Genomic DNA, 16,778 nt, shown 5'->3' on the forward strand with positions numbered 1-16,778 from the left:
TATTTTCATCTGCTACCTCATGCATTACAGCATAGATCTGATATAAGAATTTGGCTACCCAATATCCTACAATATTCATCAATATCGTCATTTTCCAGCCTACCAGATAAGCCATGATAAATATATTGGTCGCAAATACTGCAAATGATATCATGCTATGTTTGGTTATCATTACAAAAAATGTGTTGAATACTCCTAACATTAAGAATATCGAGACATACCATAGCACCAATGTTATCCTGCTATCTAAAAAGTCATCTCTGTAGGGCAGCATTGTAGAAAGGAGTGACGCTACTGATATTGCTATCATCATTATATATATTGATACCTGCAGGGATGAGTTGAAGTTAATATGATGACCATAAATTATAGCTAATGTTGATAATATTGAAAAAAATCCAAATACAGTGAATCTTATCTCGTATCTCTCCAGATTTGCCTGAAAATATTCACCAGACATAACATCAAATAAAAAACTCCTTAACTCTTTGAAGTTATTCTTTCTTTCCTTTCTTAAAAAGACCAAATATGAATCTGCTTTTGCTCTGATTATGAAGCCCCCTTCTTTAAATATCAGATAGTGAAATCCTAAAATTAACGATGTGGTAATTATAGCTACTATAACTGATGGTTCAGTTTCAGGTAAATATACTCTAAACAACATTATAAAAGCAAATCCTGCTCCCATCGATGTTAATATAACTGACTTATCTGTCCTGAATCCGAATATTGTTAGTAATAATACTGGAATTACCATTCCCAAATAAAATACCTTACCAAATAGCATCAACTTTAATAAATTATCTTCTAAAAAAGCTAGCCCTAGCCCTAATAAGCCTAAAAAGAATGAAAAAGATTTAGCTGCATATAACTGGTGTACGGGATTTTTACTAGGCCATAAATCATTAGCAAAAGTTACTGCTGCTGTATTAATCCAAGAGTCAGCTGTAGACATTGACATTGCTATTATTCCAATCATTAATATGCCAGCTATACCCGCAAATATTGTATATTTAGCAATTATTTCAGATACTAGTGCATTAGGATTCAATTTAGGATTAATAGCAAAGAGTGATATTGGGATGATAGCAATTATAATTGCACTTGCTATTAGGGCAAAGGCTGCAATATATACTGCTTTACGAATTTTAATTAAGTTACTTGCCATCAAAACCCTATGAGCAGTAGTTGGATTTAAGAGATTTGAGAAAAAAAAAGTTAGAGATAATAGTATTATCTTAGGTAATGAAGGGTTATGAATGCTAAATATTTTTTTAAGGTCAAATCTATCATCTTGTAACAACGAGTTAAATCCTGTATCAGAATTGTAAGGAATTTGGAATATTATTAAACCGACTATAATAATAGATATAGCAAAAGCAAGAAATTGCACAACATCAGTATACACTACTGCTTTTATTCCTCCTATAGAAGAATATAGTGTTACTAAAGCTGCAGAGAATATAAGTGATGTATCGGAATCCATAGAAGTAAAATATTGAAATACTTTACCAAATGTACTGAACTGTATCGCAATCATTCCAATTGCATTAACTACGATAGCTAAGGATACAATACACCTAGCTGTTTTACCGTACTGCTTTCCTAGGGCTTCTGCTATTGATATATTACCTAAAAAATCCTGCATTCTCGGTACTATAAAAAATGCTAACAATAATAATGCTAAATAGCTACTAAATCCTACAGATAGGTAATACAGTCCATCTTTATATACGTTAGATAATACTAAAAAAAAACCACTCCCACTCAAATAGGTAGCAACTATTGTTGCGACTAGCGCTCCTGTAGAAAAATTTCTGTTACCAAGAGCAAAGAATTTAAATGTCTTAACTGTGAAGATATTCTTTAGCCCTGTCCAGCAGATTATACCGATAAATGCTATTATTATTAATTTATCTGCAAACTCTAATGATATTTTAACTGATTCCACTATATTATTTCCTTTTATTAGTAACTTAACCCAATAAATTATCTATCGTTTTAATATCCACTACAATAGGATTTTAACGGTATTTAAATAATATATTAATAAATGTGGCTTTATAACAATGTTAATGACACTAGCAATGATTAAATAATATATTTTGATATAAATTCATGTCCCTTAAAAAAATGACACCGATAGTACAAAGTTTTATACAATATGAGTTGATTTTTTTGGTGGCATACTGTGATTTATTGATTTCCTTCTTTTAATATTTTTTTTTAATGCTACAGATAATTTTAAAAATTTATCATTTTTTTTTATTTCTTTTTGTTTATTATATTTCATGATGTGTTAGTATGTACTTTACTGTAATTTGCACCTAATCATGTTATCTTAGGCAGTTGCGATAATTTAATAAAGAGCCATTATAGCTCAGTGGCAGAGCGCATCATTGGTAATGATGAGGTCGAGAGTCCGATTCTCTCTAATGGCACCATTTTGATATCGCCGATTATACACTAAAATATTTTTTGTAGCAAAAGCTAAATATTTGATAATCTCTGGTGTATTAACTTCAGATATATTATCGATTATAAATATAAGTATTTTTATTAAACGTAAAAAATAATGTATCAATTATATAAGTAATTTATGAAATATCTTACTACAAAAAACATTAGGGAAAAATTTATCGATTTTTTTAAAAAACACGGACACACGCATGTTGCTTCAAGTTCTTTGGTGACATCTAATGACCCTAGCTTAATGTTTGTTAATTCTGGTATGGTACAATTTAAAGATGTATTTACTGGTGTTGAGTCTAGGAACTATACAAAAGCTGTATCAGTACAAAAATCTGTCAGGTTAGGCGGTAAACATAATGATCTAGAAAATATAGGATATACAAAAAGGCATCATAGTTTTTTTGAAATGTTAGGCAATTTTTCATTTGCTGATTATTTTAAAGAAGAAGCAATTTATTATGCATGGGCATTGCTTACAGAGGAATTTTGCATAGATAAAAATCGTCTCTATGTTACAGTGTTTCACGAAGATACAGAATCAGTTAAATATTGGAAAAAAATAGCTAATTTTACTGATGATAGGATCATTCCCATTAGAAATAATGATAATTTTTGGTCTATGGGTGATACAGGGCCGTGTGGTCCGTGTTCTGAAATATTTTATGATCATGGAGATCATATAGTAGGTGGATTACCAGGTAGTATCAATCAGGATGGTGATAGATATATAGAGATATGGAATTTAGTTTTTATGCAATATAATAAAATAGATGATAAAACATATCTTAGCTTAAAAAAACCGTCTGTCGATACCGGAATGGGGGTAGAAAGAATGTCTGCCGTAATACAATCAGTAAATGATAATTATGATATAGATATATTCAGGGAGATTATTGAATATATTGAAACTATTATATCTGTTGAGTATAATGCAGAAAGTCTGTTTGCTTATAGAGTGATAGCAGATCATTTAAGGTCATCAGCATTTTTGATTGCAGATGGTATCACTCCTAGTAATGAAGGTCGTGGCTATGTGTTAAGGCGTATAATTAGAAGATGTATGAGACATGCTCATCAGTTGGGGATCAAATCACCTTTAATGTATCTTATAGTTCCTAAGTTGGTAGAACTATACGGATCAACATATCATGAAATAGTATATTTTAAAGATGTAATTCAGAATATTTTAAAGCAAGAAGAAGAACAATTTCAAACTACGTTGGATAGAGGATTACAGATACTTAATAAAGAATTACTGAATCTTACTGGTCACATATTACCAGGAGAGGTAGCATTTAGGTTATATGACACTTATGGCTTTCCGGTAGACTTAACAGCAGATATATTAAAGCAACAAAATATCAAAGTTGATATAGATGTTTTTAATCAAAAAATGCGTGAACAACAAATTAGAGCACAAAAATCATGGGTAGGTTCCTGTATTAAAATTTCTGAAGATGTATGGTATAAGATACTTGATAATAATGGGATTACCAATTTTATTGGATATCAACAATATAATTGTTCTTCAAAAATTTTAGCATTAATACAAGATGAAAATTTACTAGAAGAAGTAACTACAAAAAATTTAAAAGAATTTTTTATGGTTACAGAAACCACGTGTTTCTATGGAGAATCTGGAGGGCAATTGGGTGATAGAGGAATCATAACCTCTGAAAATGCTAAAATTAAAGTAATAAAGACAGAAATATATCTCGGGAAAATTTATGCGCATTTATGTATAATTGAGTCCGGCGTAATAAGGCAAAATGATCTAGTAGAGCTTGCTGTAGACCAAAATTATCGTAAGGGGCTTATGGTACATCATTCTGCTACTCATATATTACATGCAGCAATGCGTAAAATATTAGGGCAACATATAACACAAAAAGGATCATTGGTAGCAACCGATCATCTGAGATTTGATGTGAATCATATGAGACCTATCACAAAGGAAGAAATTAAAATTATAGAGATAGAGGTAAATAAAATTATTTTCCGAAATTTGGAGGTGAAAACTAAAATTATGAATAAATCTTTGGCTATTGAATCCGGAGCAATGGCCAATTTTACTGAGAAATATGGAGACGTAGTTCGGGTAGTATCAATAGAAGATCTAGAAAATAACCAAATATATTCACTAGAACTATGTGGCGGAACACATGTCGATAATACAGGTAGTATAGGTATCTTTAAAATTTTGAATGAGAGATCTATCGCATCAAATATAAGAAGGGTCGAGGCTGTATGCGGACTACATGCATTGAAAGTAATACATAAAGAAGAAAATTTGTTAAATAAAATTCTGTCTTTTCTTAATACAGATCAAGAAAAAATTCTTGATAAAATTACTAAAATTGTTAATGAAAATAAAGTTATAAATAAAAAAAATTTATCTATGACTTTAGAAAAAATTAATTTAACCAAAGCTGAAATAGAAAAATTAGCTATTAAAATCAATGACATAATATTTTTATATAGAGAGTTTAAAGGATTAGAACAGCATATCATCAAATCATCCGCAATAAATATTTCTCAGAATTATGATAATTTAATATTGCTATATATTAACCAGTTCCAAGAGAATACAACGTTAGTTGTATGTTGCTCCAAAGAGATATCTGAACGTTATAGGGCAGATGTTATATCAAAGGCTATTGCACAGTTATTAAGTGCTAAGGGCGGTGGTAGTAAACATTTGGGGCAAGTAATATCTAATAAAAGAAATCTACCAAAAACTCTAAGAGATGATGTGACTAACATCATACACAATATCAATAACTACCATATATAAAATTTAAATAGTGATTATCACATATTATCAATGATAAAAAAAGTCAATAGTTTAACATTTAGAGGCATCGATATTGTTGATGTAGATGTACAAGTACAATTAATATCAGGAATACCAAACTTTATTATAGTAGGTCTTGCAGATAAGACTATAGCTGAATCTAAAGAAAGAGTTAGAGGTGCGTTAGCATCTATGGGGCTTTCATTACCATTAAAAAGAATAATAGTGAATTTATCACCTGCAAATTTAGTCAAAGAAGGTAGCCATTTTGACTTAGCAATAGCAGTAGCATTATTAACAATAATGGATGTAATACCTCAATCTTCAATAATAGACTATTTGATTTTAGGGGAATTATCATTAGATGGCACAATATTACCTGTCAATGGAGTATTACCTGCAGCGATAGGAGCCAATATTAGAAATAAAGGGATAATATGTTCTATTAAAAATGGTAAAGAAGCTTCCTGGTCTGGTAATGAAATGATAATAGCAGCAAATAATTTGTTAGAATTAATTAACCATTTTAAAGGTCAACAAATTATATCTAAACCAGAGGTCAGTAAATCTGATATACAAAAAATTAACTATTTGGATTTTAAGGATATAAAAGGACAAAAAATGGTTAAACGTGCACTAGAAGTTGCAGCCGTGGGTAATCATCATCTTTTAATGTATGGGCCTCCTGGTACCGGTAAATCAATGCTAGCTAATAGGATATTAAGTATATTACCTGAGTTAACACATGAAGAAATACTAGAATGTAGTACAATTTTTAGTGTTGCTGGTTTGATTAATGATGGTACACTTATAAAATCTAGATCGTTTAGGGCACCTCATACATCATGTTCAGAGGCTGCAATGGTAGGAGGAGGTATGGGTAAGCATGTTAAACCAGGTGAAGTATCTTTGGCACATAATGGAGTGTTGTTTTTAGATGAATTACCAGAATTTTCCCATTCTGTTATTGAATCTTTGCGTCAACCGATAGAAAATGATGAGATATTGATATCTAGATCAGGTAATAATATTAAATATCCAACAAAATTTCAGCTTATTGCAGCAATGAATCCATGTAAATGTGGATATTTTAGTGATCCAAATAAAATATGTACCAAGGCTCCTAAATGCGCTTATGATTATCAATCAAAAATTTCTGGCCCTATATTAGATAGATTCGATATCATAATTCAGGTAGATAATGATGAAGAGTTTTTTAATCATCATAGAAATGAAGATATAGAATCTAGTGAATCTATATTGAGTAGGGTAGTTAATGCCAGAGATATTCAGCTTAGAAGATATAAGCAGCATAATATCAAAACAAATAATCAGCTCGATGGCCAATTATTAATCAAATATGCAGCACCTGATACAGAAGCATTGGAGATATTGAATGATGCTACTAAAAAATTCAGGATGTCTATTAGGGCATATAATCGTATACTAAAAGTAGCTCGTAGTATAGCTGATCTTGAAGATAGTGATGTTATTAATAAGGTGCATATATCTGAGGCTATAGGGTATCGTAAATTACTTTCTGAAAATATTATGAACTAAATGTGTTATGTCAGTTGTAATATGTTTTTAGTAGTGTTCTTTGTATACTGATTATAATAACTTTAGTTTACATCTAATATGCTTATGTATTATAATTATCGGTGTTACTGATGTAACTATAGTAATAAATGATCTTTTAGAATAGAAGTATCGGACTCGGGGGCAGTACCCGACACCTCCACCATCTTGGAGTTTTTGTGAATGTTTAGTAGTTTTATAAACTTATGGGGGTGAACTAGGATCGACGTGCTTAATAAAGGGATGATCTTTACTCAGTATGATACCGCTGATTATTGTAATACAGTAATGTTGGATCAAAACCAGAAACGCAAACAATAATAAGCGTTTTGTGCCTGTTGCCGCTTAGCGGTTAACAGTTACAGGGGTTTGGGGCTTACCTTGCAACAGAAAAGCTCCTTGTGTCTCATTTATATATTGGTGAACTTCCTATCCTGATTGGTTTCTGTTAAAGTAGTGGTTTGGTTTTATCTAAATTTTACTTATATTCTCCCTCTTATTTTTCATTATTAGTAATCATCTTTTAAAAAATACTGATATTTATCATAACGATAAATTGTCTTATAATTTTATAATAATATATTAACCATTAACTATAATTTATATATTACCAAATAAAAATTGTTTTTGATTAATAAATTTTAATTTATATCTTTCTTTTTTGTACTAGTTCCCTTAATTCTTGGTATCAATTTTTATTGAATCTAACTAATTATTGCTAAAAAAAACTTAATCAAAATAAAGTAATATCCGTTAGTTTTGTTTAAAATTATTGTACAGATTAAGTGAATTTGACTGATGCTTGATCATATATTTAATTCTAAGAATTATGAATATTGGTAATATTAAGCATAATAAAATTGGAAGTATGAGCTCTATAATTGAGATGATCATTTACTTCAGGATTTAACGAATAGCACGTTATCTTAATTGACTTATATACCACTTTTGTATTTTCAATTTGATAAACTTAAGTAACAATTTGATTAATCATTGATTTTAGTTAATAATAGGTTTATTATTTGTTAATAGGTTTATTATTTATTAATAAATAGATCCGCTTGATATTGTTTTTATAAGCAATGTTGTTTGGGCTTTATAATCAACTATAATTAATAAAAGGGTATATCAAAATGAAAAATGTTTCAATATTAGCAGCAATGACAGCTGCAATTACACTCGCAATAGGAGCTGTAGAAGCAGATAATAGTACTAAGAATATGATGGAAAAATGCAGAGTAATTGACAGCAATGGTAAGGGGTTAATTAAGGCAGGAAAGGGGGATTGTAAAACCTCAAAATTTTCTTGTGCAGGACATAACAAAGCTGGGGATCCAGCAGCTTGGATTATGGTGCCTCAAGGACAATGTAACAAGATTAATATGCAAGATTTTAGCAGTGTTTCTGATAAAATTAAAGATAAAATTGTAATGCCAAAATAGTCTTAATAAATCTTATAGATGAGATACCAGATAATGATTATTTGATATATTATCAAGGTGTAAAGTCCAATATTGTATCTAAACGATTTTGGATAATTTAAATTAGTTTATGTTATAGTAATGAGGAATATATACAAAAAATTGGATCTAGTAGGCATAGGGCTAAGATTACAGCATTTTGATAGTATATTAAAAGATAAACCTAAAATTGGTTGGTTAGAAGTACATAGCGAGAATTTTTTCTCCTATACCGATGATTTAAAGAAATTATATCAAATAGCTAAAATTTATAAAATTAGCTTGCATGGTATAGGATTATCATTAGGTTCTGCAGAATTAGTATCAGAAACTCACCTTGCTAGAGTAAAACAATTGATTGAGTATATTGATCCTTTTTTGGTATCTGAGCATTTATCTTGGAGCAGTACTGAAGGTGTGTATTTCCCAGATTTACTACCTATAGTATATAATCAACATAGTTTTAATCAATTTTGTAAAAATATAACTAGAACACAAGAATTCTTACAGCGTGAAATTCTAATAGAAAATCCATCTTCTTATTTAGAATATCAAAACTCAGATCAAGATGAAGTAGAGTTTTTGGTTTCTCTCGCACAAAAATCTGGTGCAAAAATTTTATTAGATGTAAACAATCTTTTCGTATCTGCAACCAACCATAAATGGGATCCATATAAGTATATTGATACTATACCAAAAAATTTAGTGCATGAAATACATCTAGCTGGTCACAGTAAGATGCATATAGCAGATAATGAGGTATTGTTGATAGATACACATGATCATTTTGTTGATCCTAAAGTATGGCAACTTTATAGTTATGCCATCAGAAGATTTGGTAGTACTTATACATTAGTAGAATGGGATGAAAATATACCTACATTACAGAAATTAATTGAGGAATCTTATAAGGCAATGGAATTTAATTAATTATTATTTAATCTATAAAATTATTGAAATTAAATATGTATAATCAGTATCTCTCTTTGCAAAGGGGATTTGTAGAATATATGAAAGATCAGAGCAATACTGATTTTGAAAATTTAGTGTTATCAAAATATCCAAAAGAAAGAATTAATATATACAGAAACAATATTTTAAGTAATTTAAAACATGTTCTATCTATTACATATCCAGGTGTTTGGAAGTTACTAGGAGAAGATTGTGCGGATAATGTTGCCAATCTTTTTTTAAAAAATATTGATCATTTTCCAGAATCAGCCTGTTTGGACGACTGGGGAAAAAAATTTCCGGATTTTTTAGAAACAATACAAGAATTACAAGATATTAACTATCTTAAAGAATATGCTATTTATGAATGGTTGAAACATGAAGTTAATATTGCTCCTGAGAATAATTCTATTAACCTCTCCACTGTAGATAAAGATAAGTTTACTCTTAAGATGATAGATAAAGTGCAAATTCAATTAGTTAAATCATATAGATTATATCTTTTTAAATTTCCAGTATATGAAATTGAAAACTCTATTTTCTCTGAAAGTCAAGAAATAGTAACGTTAACTAGTAAAAATAGCTATTTATTACTCAATAAAAACTCAGGAAAACTTACTATATCAAATATATTACCAGAAATTTTTCACTTGGTTCAAATGTTAGAAAATCAAATATCACTGGTGCATGCTCTGGATCTTGTCATTAAACAATACCCAAAGTGTAATGTGAAAAATTTGTTATTTTACCTATTACACAAAGAATTAATTGAACATTTTGCTACATAATTATATTAGTTAACAATATGAATAACAGTGTCACAAAAAAAATCAGGCAGTTCTACTGCATTTATCAGAAAATTACAAAATTTTCTGATATTTATTTAATGGGTATATTAATGCTAGTTTCAAGAATTTGGATGGCAAGAGTTTTTGGAAATTCTGGGTTAAATAAATTGTTAGATTGGGATGTAGCTCTATATCTTTTTGAATATGAATATAAAATTCCATTTTTGCCTTACTATTTATCCGCAGTATTAGCTACTGCTACTGAAATTACCTGTTCTGTTGCTTTGATGTTAGGGATATTCAGTAGATTATTTTCTATACCATTACTCATACTTACCATTGTAATACAATTTACATATTTAAATTTTTTAGAGCATTTTTATTGGGCCTTAATTTTATCGATAATAATATTTTATGGACCAGGAATTTACTCAGTAGATTACATCATTAAATCTAAACTAAAACATAATATTTGATTAAAAATATTTTGTATATTATACCTAAAAATGAAGTGAACCTTATCTATATTATAAGTTGTATTCTACAGTTTCAGTATGTAAACTAGCATTTAGTATTTATAGAATATTATTAATATTTAATGCATAAATGAGAAAATGAATAAGTTCAATCGTGATATAAAGCATTTAGCAATAATAATGGATGGTAATTCAAGATGGACTGAGTATTATGGATATAAAAAATTTTATGGTTATATAAAAGGTGTAGAAACACTTGATCTTATTTTATCCACATTAATAGATGTTAATATTTCTTATGTCACATTATATGCTTTTTCTTCTGAAAATAGAAAAAGGCCGAAAAAAGAAGTTCATTTTTTGATGAATTTATTTAATGAATATATAGAATATAATATAAAAAAATTTGTTGAAAAAGATATTAAGGTTAAAATCTTAGGTAAGATAGTTACCTTAGACAGACGTTCAAGGTTGAATATACAAAAAATTACTGATAGTACATTCAATAATAATGGTATCACCTTATGTATAGCTTGGAATTATGGCGGAAGAGAAGAAATAATAGATGCTTGCCAAAAAATATTAGATGTAGGATCTCAACAAAAAATTACTGAAGAATATTTTCAAAAATATTTATACGATTCAGAAATGCCAGATGTAGATTTATTGATAAGAACAGGAGGGAGGCATAGAATAAGTAATTTTCTTTTATGGCAATCTGCATATGCAGAATTTTATTTTTTAGATAAATATTGGCCAGATTTTAATAAACAAGATCTCATAAATGCTATAAAATATTATTTATCTAAATCCAGAACATTTGGGAAAAGATAGAAGCATTTATTCTCACTAGCATTTAAGAGCATTAGATTATGATTATTAATAGCAATTTCATAAAGCATAATATAACAAAGCGTTTGATATCTGCATTAGTTATTGTATTTTGTTTTTCAATCACAATTTTTATTTTCAAGAAGATATTTTATATTCTTATGTTAGCTTTGGGTACACTAATGATAGTTGAATGGAATAAGATGGTCAAAAAATCTAATTTTGATATGTATTTAGGATATGGGGTAATCATAATTGCTATATTGTCAATAATTTTTAGTTTTATTATAGATCAAAGTGGAAAAGCCATATTCACATATTTTTGTACATTATGGATAACAGATTCTGTTGCAATGGCAGGCGGTAAATTTATTGGAGGCCCTAAATTAGCTCCTAATATTAGCCCTAATAAAACTTTCAGTGGGTTTATTTGTGGAAATTCTGTTGCATTTATTCCTGTTTATATACTTAAGACTATTCCAGGAAATTCTATAGAAAATATTTCATACTGGTATTTATATTTAATATCTGTGTTTATCGGAACAATAGCACAAATTAGTGATCTATTTGTTTCACATTTCAAACGCAAGTATTCTATAAAAGATACTGGTTCAATTATCCCAGGCCATGGAGGTGTATTAGATCGTTTTGATAGTCTAATATTTTCTGCTCCAGTTTTACTAACCTTCATTTTAATATATATAGTATAAATCTTAAGTTTAAAATAATTTTGTTTTACATCTAGTAGAGGTATTTTATATAATTGTATATATATTAATAATAATATAACTGAGCTGTTATGCATTTTAAAAGACGTAGTTCAAGTAAAAACTTTTCTGTTATTGCTATATGGATTTTAGTTATGATATATTTTACTTTTCATATATTATATGGGTCTAGAGGAATAATATCATATATGTCATTAGGTAAGTCATTAAAGGATAAATATATATATCTTAATGAACTTAGGTCTGATAGGCTATATATTGACAATATTGTTAATCTACTTGGGACAACTTCTTTAGATAGCGATATTTTAGATGAAAATTCAAGACATGTATTGGGGCTAGTGAATCCTGAAGAGAGTTTTTTTTCTGTTAGGCAGTACTAGATAATTTAGTATAAGTTTAATTGTAGATTTTTATTTATTTCATGAGGTGGTTATTAAAACGATAATTTTTCAAAATGATTTACCAGATGATTTCATTATAAATGGGGATTTAGCAATAGATACTGAAGCCACAGGATTAAATTTACATAGAGATAGATTATCTTTATTACAATTTACTAGTGGTGAGGATGATAGTGTCTTTTTAGTACATTTTGTTAATCAAGATTATTTTGCTCCTAATCTATCAAAGTTGTTATTGGATACCGCTAGGGTGAAAATTTTTCATTTTGCTCGATTTGATCTAGCAATGATTAAAAAACATTTGAATCTTGAAATAACCAATGTCTTTTGTACTAAAATATCTTCAATCTTAGTGAGAACTTATACTGAAGGGCATGGATTAAAAGAGTTATGTAAAGAGGTGTTAGGTGTTTCTATCTCTAAATTTCAACAAAGTTCTGATTGGGGAGCACCTATGTTGAGTGCTCAACAAAAAGAATATGCTGCAAAAGATGTAGTTTATTTGCATCAATTGCATAAAATTTTGACAGAAAGATTATTACGAGAAAATAGATATGATATTGCTAAAAAGATTTTTGATTTTTTACCTATAAGGTCAGAGTTAGATTTATTAGGTTGGAATGATATAGATATATTTGCTCATAGTATCAAAAAATATTGAATATTGATTTTATTCCTTAGTGTGATATAAAATTTTTTTAAAATTCCACATTAGTTTGCATGGTTATATATGTCTGATGTTATGAATGTATGTAAAGAAGTTATAGAGCAAGAGATTTATAGTTTAAATAAGCTCTTGAAAAATATCCCAGATGATTTTGATAAATTAGTGAAGCACATAGTTTCTATAGAAGGTGGTAGAGTAATATTAACGGGGATAGGTAAAAGTGGCTATATTGCTCAGAAAATAGCTTCTAGCCTTTCTTCAACGGGGACTCCATCTATATTTGTACATCCTAGTGAAGCAAACCATGGAGATCTCGGAATGATTACTAAAAATGACATAGTTATAGTGTTATCTAAATCTGGCCAAACGCAGGAATTATTGAATCTGATACTTTATTGCCAAATGATTTCTGTACCAATTGCTGCTATTACTTCTAATATTCATTCAGTATTAGCCAATCATAGTAAGTATATCTTAAATATCGAATGTTGCGAGGAAGCTTCCGATATAGGAGCACCTACTACTTCATCTGTACTAATGTTATCGTTATGCCATGCTATGGTAATAGCTTTGCACAAAACTAAAAAATTTACTACAGATAATTTTAAGTTGCTTCACCCTGGAGGGACTATAGGAGTTAATCTTACTAGGGTAAAAGATATAATGCGTGGCAGAGATAAATTTTTATTTATAAAACCAAATCAAAATATCTTTAATGTCGGAATAGAATTATTAAAAAAAAATATTTCTTATGCTTTAGTTTTAGATGACAAGGATATATTATTAGGTACGATATCAGTACATGATATTCAAAAATATATAAACACCAACGATACTATAGAAAATATTGATAGCTCAGAACTTGTTAGATCTCCTTCTGTATTTGTTGAAATCCAGGATAGTTTAGAAAAAGTTGTTAACATTATGTACAGTAATGAGGTAGAAATGCTTCCAGTCATGGATAACAAAAAAATTTTTGGTATCATAACCTTAGATGAGATAAATAATATAATTTATGGTAAATGATACATATAAAACACAAAGTAAGCTTGTATTTGTAAAATACATTATATTAGTGTTATCTATATTGGTAATGCTGCTGTTGGTAATAGCTTATTGGCTATTTTCTAGAGATAAAACTTCTCTTATTACTAATGATAATACTGAGCAAAATAGTGATAATTATAGAGGGGGATTAACATTTTCAGTGAATTATCCAGTATTGGAAGGATATCTAAAAGATCATTGTTATTATAATATCTCAGCAGAAACTATCGTACCTCACACTAATAAAAGATATATGCTAAGTAAAGTGAGGGCGAAATATATATTTAACAATAGTAGTTTATCTCTAAATTCAGATTATGCGATTTTTGATTATATAAATCATATAATAGAATTTAATAAAAATATTGCAATGACATTTGGTAAAATGACTCTAAAAACTGATAAATTAGTTATAAATTCTAATGATAAACAAATGGCTACAGAGAGTATATCATTTACATATAATGGCACTAAAATTACTGCAGAAAATTCTATAGTATATTACACAGAAAAAGTTATAAAATGTAGTGGCAATATAGTGTGTAATATCAGATCTTAATAATTATATTATTTGTACAATAAGCTGTATAAGAATTTTAAAATCAATCATGAATTTTATAGACGAAGCAAAAATTTACGTGAAAGCTGGTAACGGAGGCAGAGGTTGTGTGAGCTTCCATAGAACTAAATATATCAGTAAAGGGGGGCCGGATGGTGGTAATGGAGGTAAAGGTGGCGATATTATTATTGTGTCTGACCATAATGTTAAACATCTTGGACAATTTACATACCAAAAACATTTTAGAGCAAAAAATGGTAATAATGGTAAAGGAGAAAATAAAACAGGTAAATCCGCTGATAGCTTAATTATTAATGTCCCTATAGGTACTTCTATATATCTTAGTGCAATGGATACCAGTCCGGTATATGATTTTATACATCATAATCAGAAAATCAAAATAATTGCCGGAGGTAGAGGAGGGTTAGGGAATACTGTTTTTAAATCTTCTATCAACCAATCGCCTAAAAAATTTACTTATGGACAAATTACTGAAGAAATATCTTTGATATTGAAATTGAAAACTTTGGCTGATATCGGTATTATAGGCTTACCAAATGCTGGTAAATCCACATTTTTTTCTAAAGTCACATCAGGATATTCTAAAATAGCAGACTATCCTTTTACTACTGTTATTCCTAAATTTGGGTTTATGCGCTACAGGAGTAATTCCTGTACTATTGCTGATATACCTGGCCTCATAAAAGATGCTCACATCGGTTCTGGATTAGGTTTTAGATTTTTAAAACATATAGAAAGATGTTCGGTGTTAGTACATTTGATAGATATTACTTGTGAAGATTTAATTTTTAATTACCATAGTATCAGAAATGAGTTAAAACTTTATTCATCATTATTAGCGAATAAAATTGAAATAATATTTTTAAATAAAATAGATAAATTATCCCAATCAGAAGTGCAAAGAAAAGCTTCATCATTATCAAATACTCTAGGAAAAGAAGTATTTATCATTTCATCTCATCAATTTATAAATCTAAGTAAAATACAGGAGTTAATTTTTTCAAAACTAACTAACGCTGCTATTTAATAATTTGTAAGATTAACTATCCACTGATAATAAGTAAAATTGATAAATAATTTTTAGCAAAGTAAAGCGATAAATATACCAAATAAATATAGTATTGAAAAAAGAAATAAGTTTTTTGCATGCATTGAGGGTGTATTATAATTTATACACAGCATAAATATATAATATAAAAATATCAAATTAAGTATAATAGAGACTACAAGATAGCAAGTGTTATTACTAGTAATGTTAACAAAATATGGAATTAAAGATGCTGTAATGGTCAGTATAGAATAAAAAACTATATAATTATTTGTATAAGATATATCTTTTACTACTGGTAAAATTGGTATTTTAGCTTTTTTATAATCATCAGCAGTTAGTATTGCTATTGCCCAAGAATGAGGAGGTGTCCATAAAAAAATTATCAGAAATAAACTAAAGGACTCGAAAGAAATGTTACCAGTAACTGATGCCCAGCCTATCATAGGAGACAGTGCTCCAGAAACCCCTCCTACTACGATAGCATGTACAGAAGATCTTTTTAACCACATAGTATATACGAATATATAAAATGCTATTGCAATGATCAATAGTAATGCTGATAACAAATTTACACATACAGACATAACTATGATAGATAATATGACTATCACAAGACCAAAGTCTAAAGCGTTATCTGGATGAATTCTTTTTTTAATTAATGCCCTGTTTTGGGTGCGTTGCATTAAAAGATCTATATCTTTATCATACCACATATTAATTACAGCTGCTCCTCCGGCCCCCATTACCATGGTAATAATTGAGGTTATTATAATTAATAAATGCTTATCACCTGGGGCAAGGATTATACCACAGATATGTGTAAACACTACCAATAAAATTACTTTTGGTTTCATTAGTGTAATATAATCCATTATATAGCCACGATATAGCTTATCTTCTGTAATATTTATATTAATATTCTTAACTAATAATTGTTGTTTCATCAAATTA

General features: G+C 28.8%; 16 protein-coding genes, 1 tRNA gene and 1 other RNA gene. 15 read left to right on the plus strand and 3 right to left on the minus strand.

The window, feature by feature from the left end:
* Both IHI24_RS01220 and IHI24_RS01225 read right to left on the minus strand, forming a co-directional pair.
* On the minus strand, positions 1-1,951 hold a 1,951-nt coding region (locus tag IHI24_RS01220), incomplete at its 3' end, for a sodium:solute symporter family protein (protein WP_194966256.1).
* A gap of 204 nt (positions 1,952-2,155) precedes the next feature.
* Complete coding sequence (locus IHI24_RS01225) at positions 2,156-2,293, minus strand: hypothetical protein (RefSeq protein ID WP_194966257.1); 138 nt, start codon at positions 2,291-2,293, stop codon at positions 2,156-2,158.
* 76 nt (positions 2,294-2,369) lie between these two features.
* Between IHI24_RS01225 and IHI24_RS01230 the strand changes: the two genes are divergently transcribed.
* From IHI24_RS01230 to cgtA, 15 genes are all read left to right on the plus strand, one after another.
* Positions 2,370-2,444 (plus strand) — tRNA-Thr (locus IHI24_RS01230).
* A gap of 155 nt (positions 2,445-2,599) precedes the next feature.
* Entirely contained in the window at positions 2,600-5,266 is a 2,667-nt protein-coding gene (gene alaS, locus IHI24_RS01235) for an alanine--tRNA ligase (protein ID WP_194966258.1), read from the plus strand.
* 30 nt (positions 5,267-5,296) lie between these two features.
* Positions 5,297-6,826 (plus strand): YifB family Mg chelatase-like AAA ATPase, encoded by a 1,530-nt coding sequence (locus IHI24_RS01240; protein ID WP_194966259.1) that lies wholly within the window; start codon positions 5,297-5,299, stop codon positions 6,824-6,826.
* Between the two features lie 63 nt (positions 6,827-6,889).
* Positions 6,890-7,246: a transfer-messenger RNA gene (ssrA, locus tag IHI24_RS01245) on the plus strand.
* Positions 7,247-7,977: 731 nt separating this feature from the next.
* Positions 7,978-8,286: a BufA1 family periplasmic bufferin-type metallophore gene (bufA1, locus tag IHI24_RS01250; RefSeq protein ID WP_194966260.1), complete on the plus strand. Its 309-nt coding sequence runs from the start codon at positions 7,978-7,980 to the stop codon at positions 8,284-8,286.
* 120 nt (positions 8,287-8,406) lie between these two features.
* On the plus strand, positions 8,407-9,234 hold the full coding sequence (gene bufB / locus IHI24_RS01255; RefSeq protein ID WP_194966261.1) for an MNIO family bufferin maturase: 828 nt from the start codon (positions 8,407-8,409) through the stop codon (positions 9,232-9,234).
* A 35-nt stretch (positions 9,235-9,269) separates the two neighbouring features.
* The gene (locus IHI24_RS01260; RefSeq protein WP_267463597.1) at positions 9,270-10,043 is read left to right on the plus strand and encodes an HvfC/BufC N-terminal domain-containing protein; all 774 of its coding nucleotides are present in this window, start codon (positions 9,270-9,272) and stop codon (positions 10,041-10,043) included.
* 17 nt (positions 10,044-10,060) lie between these two features.
* Positions 10,061-10,519 (plus strand): DoxX family protein, encoded by a 459-nt coding sequence (locus IHI24_RS01265; RefSeq protein WP_194966263.1) that lies wholly within the window; start codon positions 10,061-10,063, stop codon positions 10,517-10,519.
* A gap of 138 nt (positions 10,520-10,657) precedes the next feature.
* Entirely contained in the window at positions 10,658-11,353 is a 696-nt protein-coding gene (gene uppS, locus IHI24_RS01270; RefSeq protein ID WP_194966264.1) for a polyprenyl diphosphate synthase, read from the plus strand.
* 179 nt (positions 11,354-11,532) lie between these two features.
* Positions 11,533-12,060, plus strand: coding sequence for a phosphatidate cytidylyltransferase (locus IHI24_RS01275; protein ID WP_194966265.1), 528 nt, complete (start codon positions 11,533-11,535; stop codon positions 12,058-12,060).
* Between the two features lie 89 nt (positions 12,061-12,149).
* The gene (locus IHI24_RS01280) at positions 12,150-12,461 is read left to right on the plus strand and encodes a septum formation initiator family protein (RefSeq protein ID WP_194966266.1); all 312 of its coding nucleotides are present in this window, start codon (positions 12,150-12,152) and stop codon (positions 12,459-12,461) included.
* Between the two features lie 52 nt (positions 12,462-12,513).
* Positions 12,514-13,143: a ribonuclease D gene (locus IHI24_RS01285; RefSeq protein ID WP_407690722.1), complete on the plus strand. Its 630-nt coding sequence runs from the start codon at positions 12,514-12,516 to the stop codon at positions 13,141-13,143.
* 69 nt (positions 13,144-13,212) lie between these two features.
* Positions 13,213-14,175, plus strand: coding sequence for a KpsF/GutQ family sugar-phosphate isomerase (locus tag IHI24_RS01290; RefSeq protein WP_194966268.1), 963 nt, complete (start codon positions 13,213-13,215; stop codon positions 14,173-14,175).
* On the plus strand, positions 14,165-14,755 hold the full coding sequence (locus tag IHI24_RS01295; protein ID WP_194966269.1) for a hypothetical protein: 591 nt from the start codon (positions 14,165-14,167) through the stop codon (positions 14,753-14,755). The genes IHI24_RS01290 and IHI24_RS01295 overlap by 11 nt, the downstream gene beginning before the upstream one ends.
* Positions 14,756-14,804: 49 nt before the next feature.
* On the plus strand, positions 14,805-15,803 hold the full coding sequence (gene cgtA / locus IHI24_RS01300) for an Obg family GTPase CgtA (protein WP_194966270.1): 999 nt from the start codon (positions 14,805-14,807) through the stop codon (positions 15,801-15,803).
* Between the two features lie 53 nt (positions 15,804-15,856).
* Here cgtA and cyoE read toward each other — a convergent pair whose 3' ends face one another.
* Positions 15,857-16,771, minus strand: a complete 915-nt coding sequence (gene cyoE / locus IHI24_RS01305; protein ID WP_194966271.1) for a heme o synthase — start codon at positions 16,769-16,771, stop codon at positions 15,857-15,859.
* Between the last annotated feature and the right edge of the window lie 7 nt (positions 16,772-16,778).

The sequence above is a fragment of the Rickettsia endosymbiont of Cardiosporidium cionae genome, assembly GCF_015476335.1.
Lineage (GTDB): Bacteria > Pseudomonadota > Alphaproteobacteria > Rickettsiales > Rickettsiaceae > JADHZC01.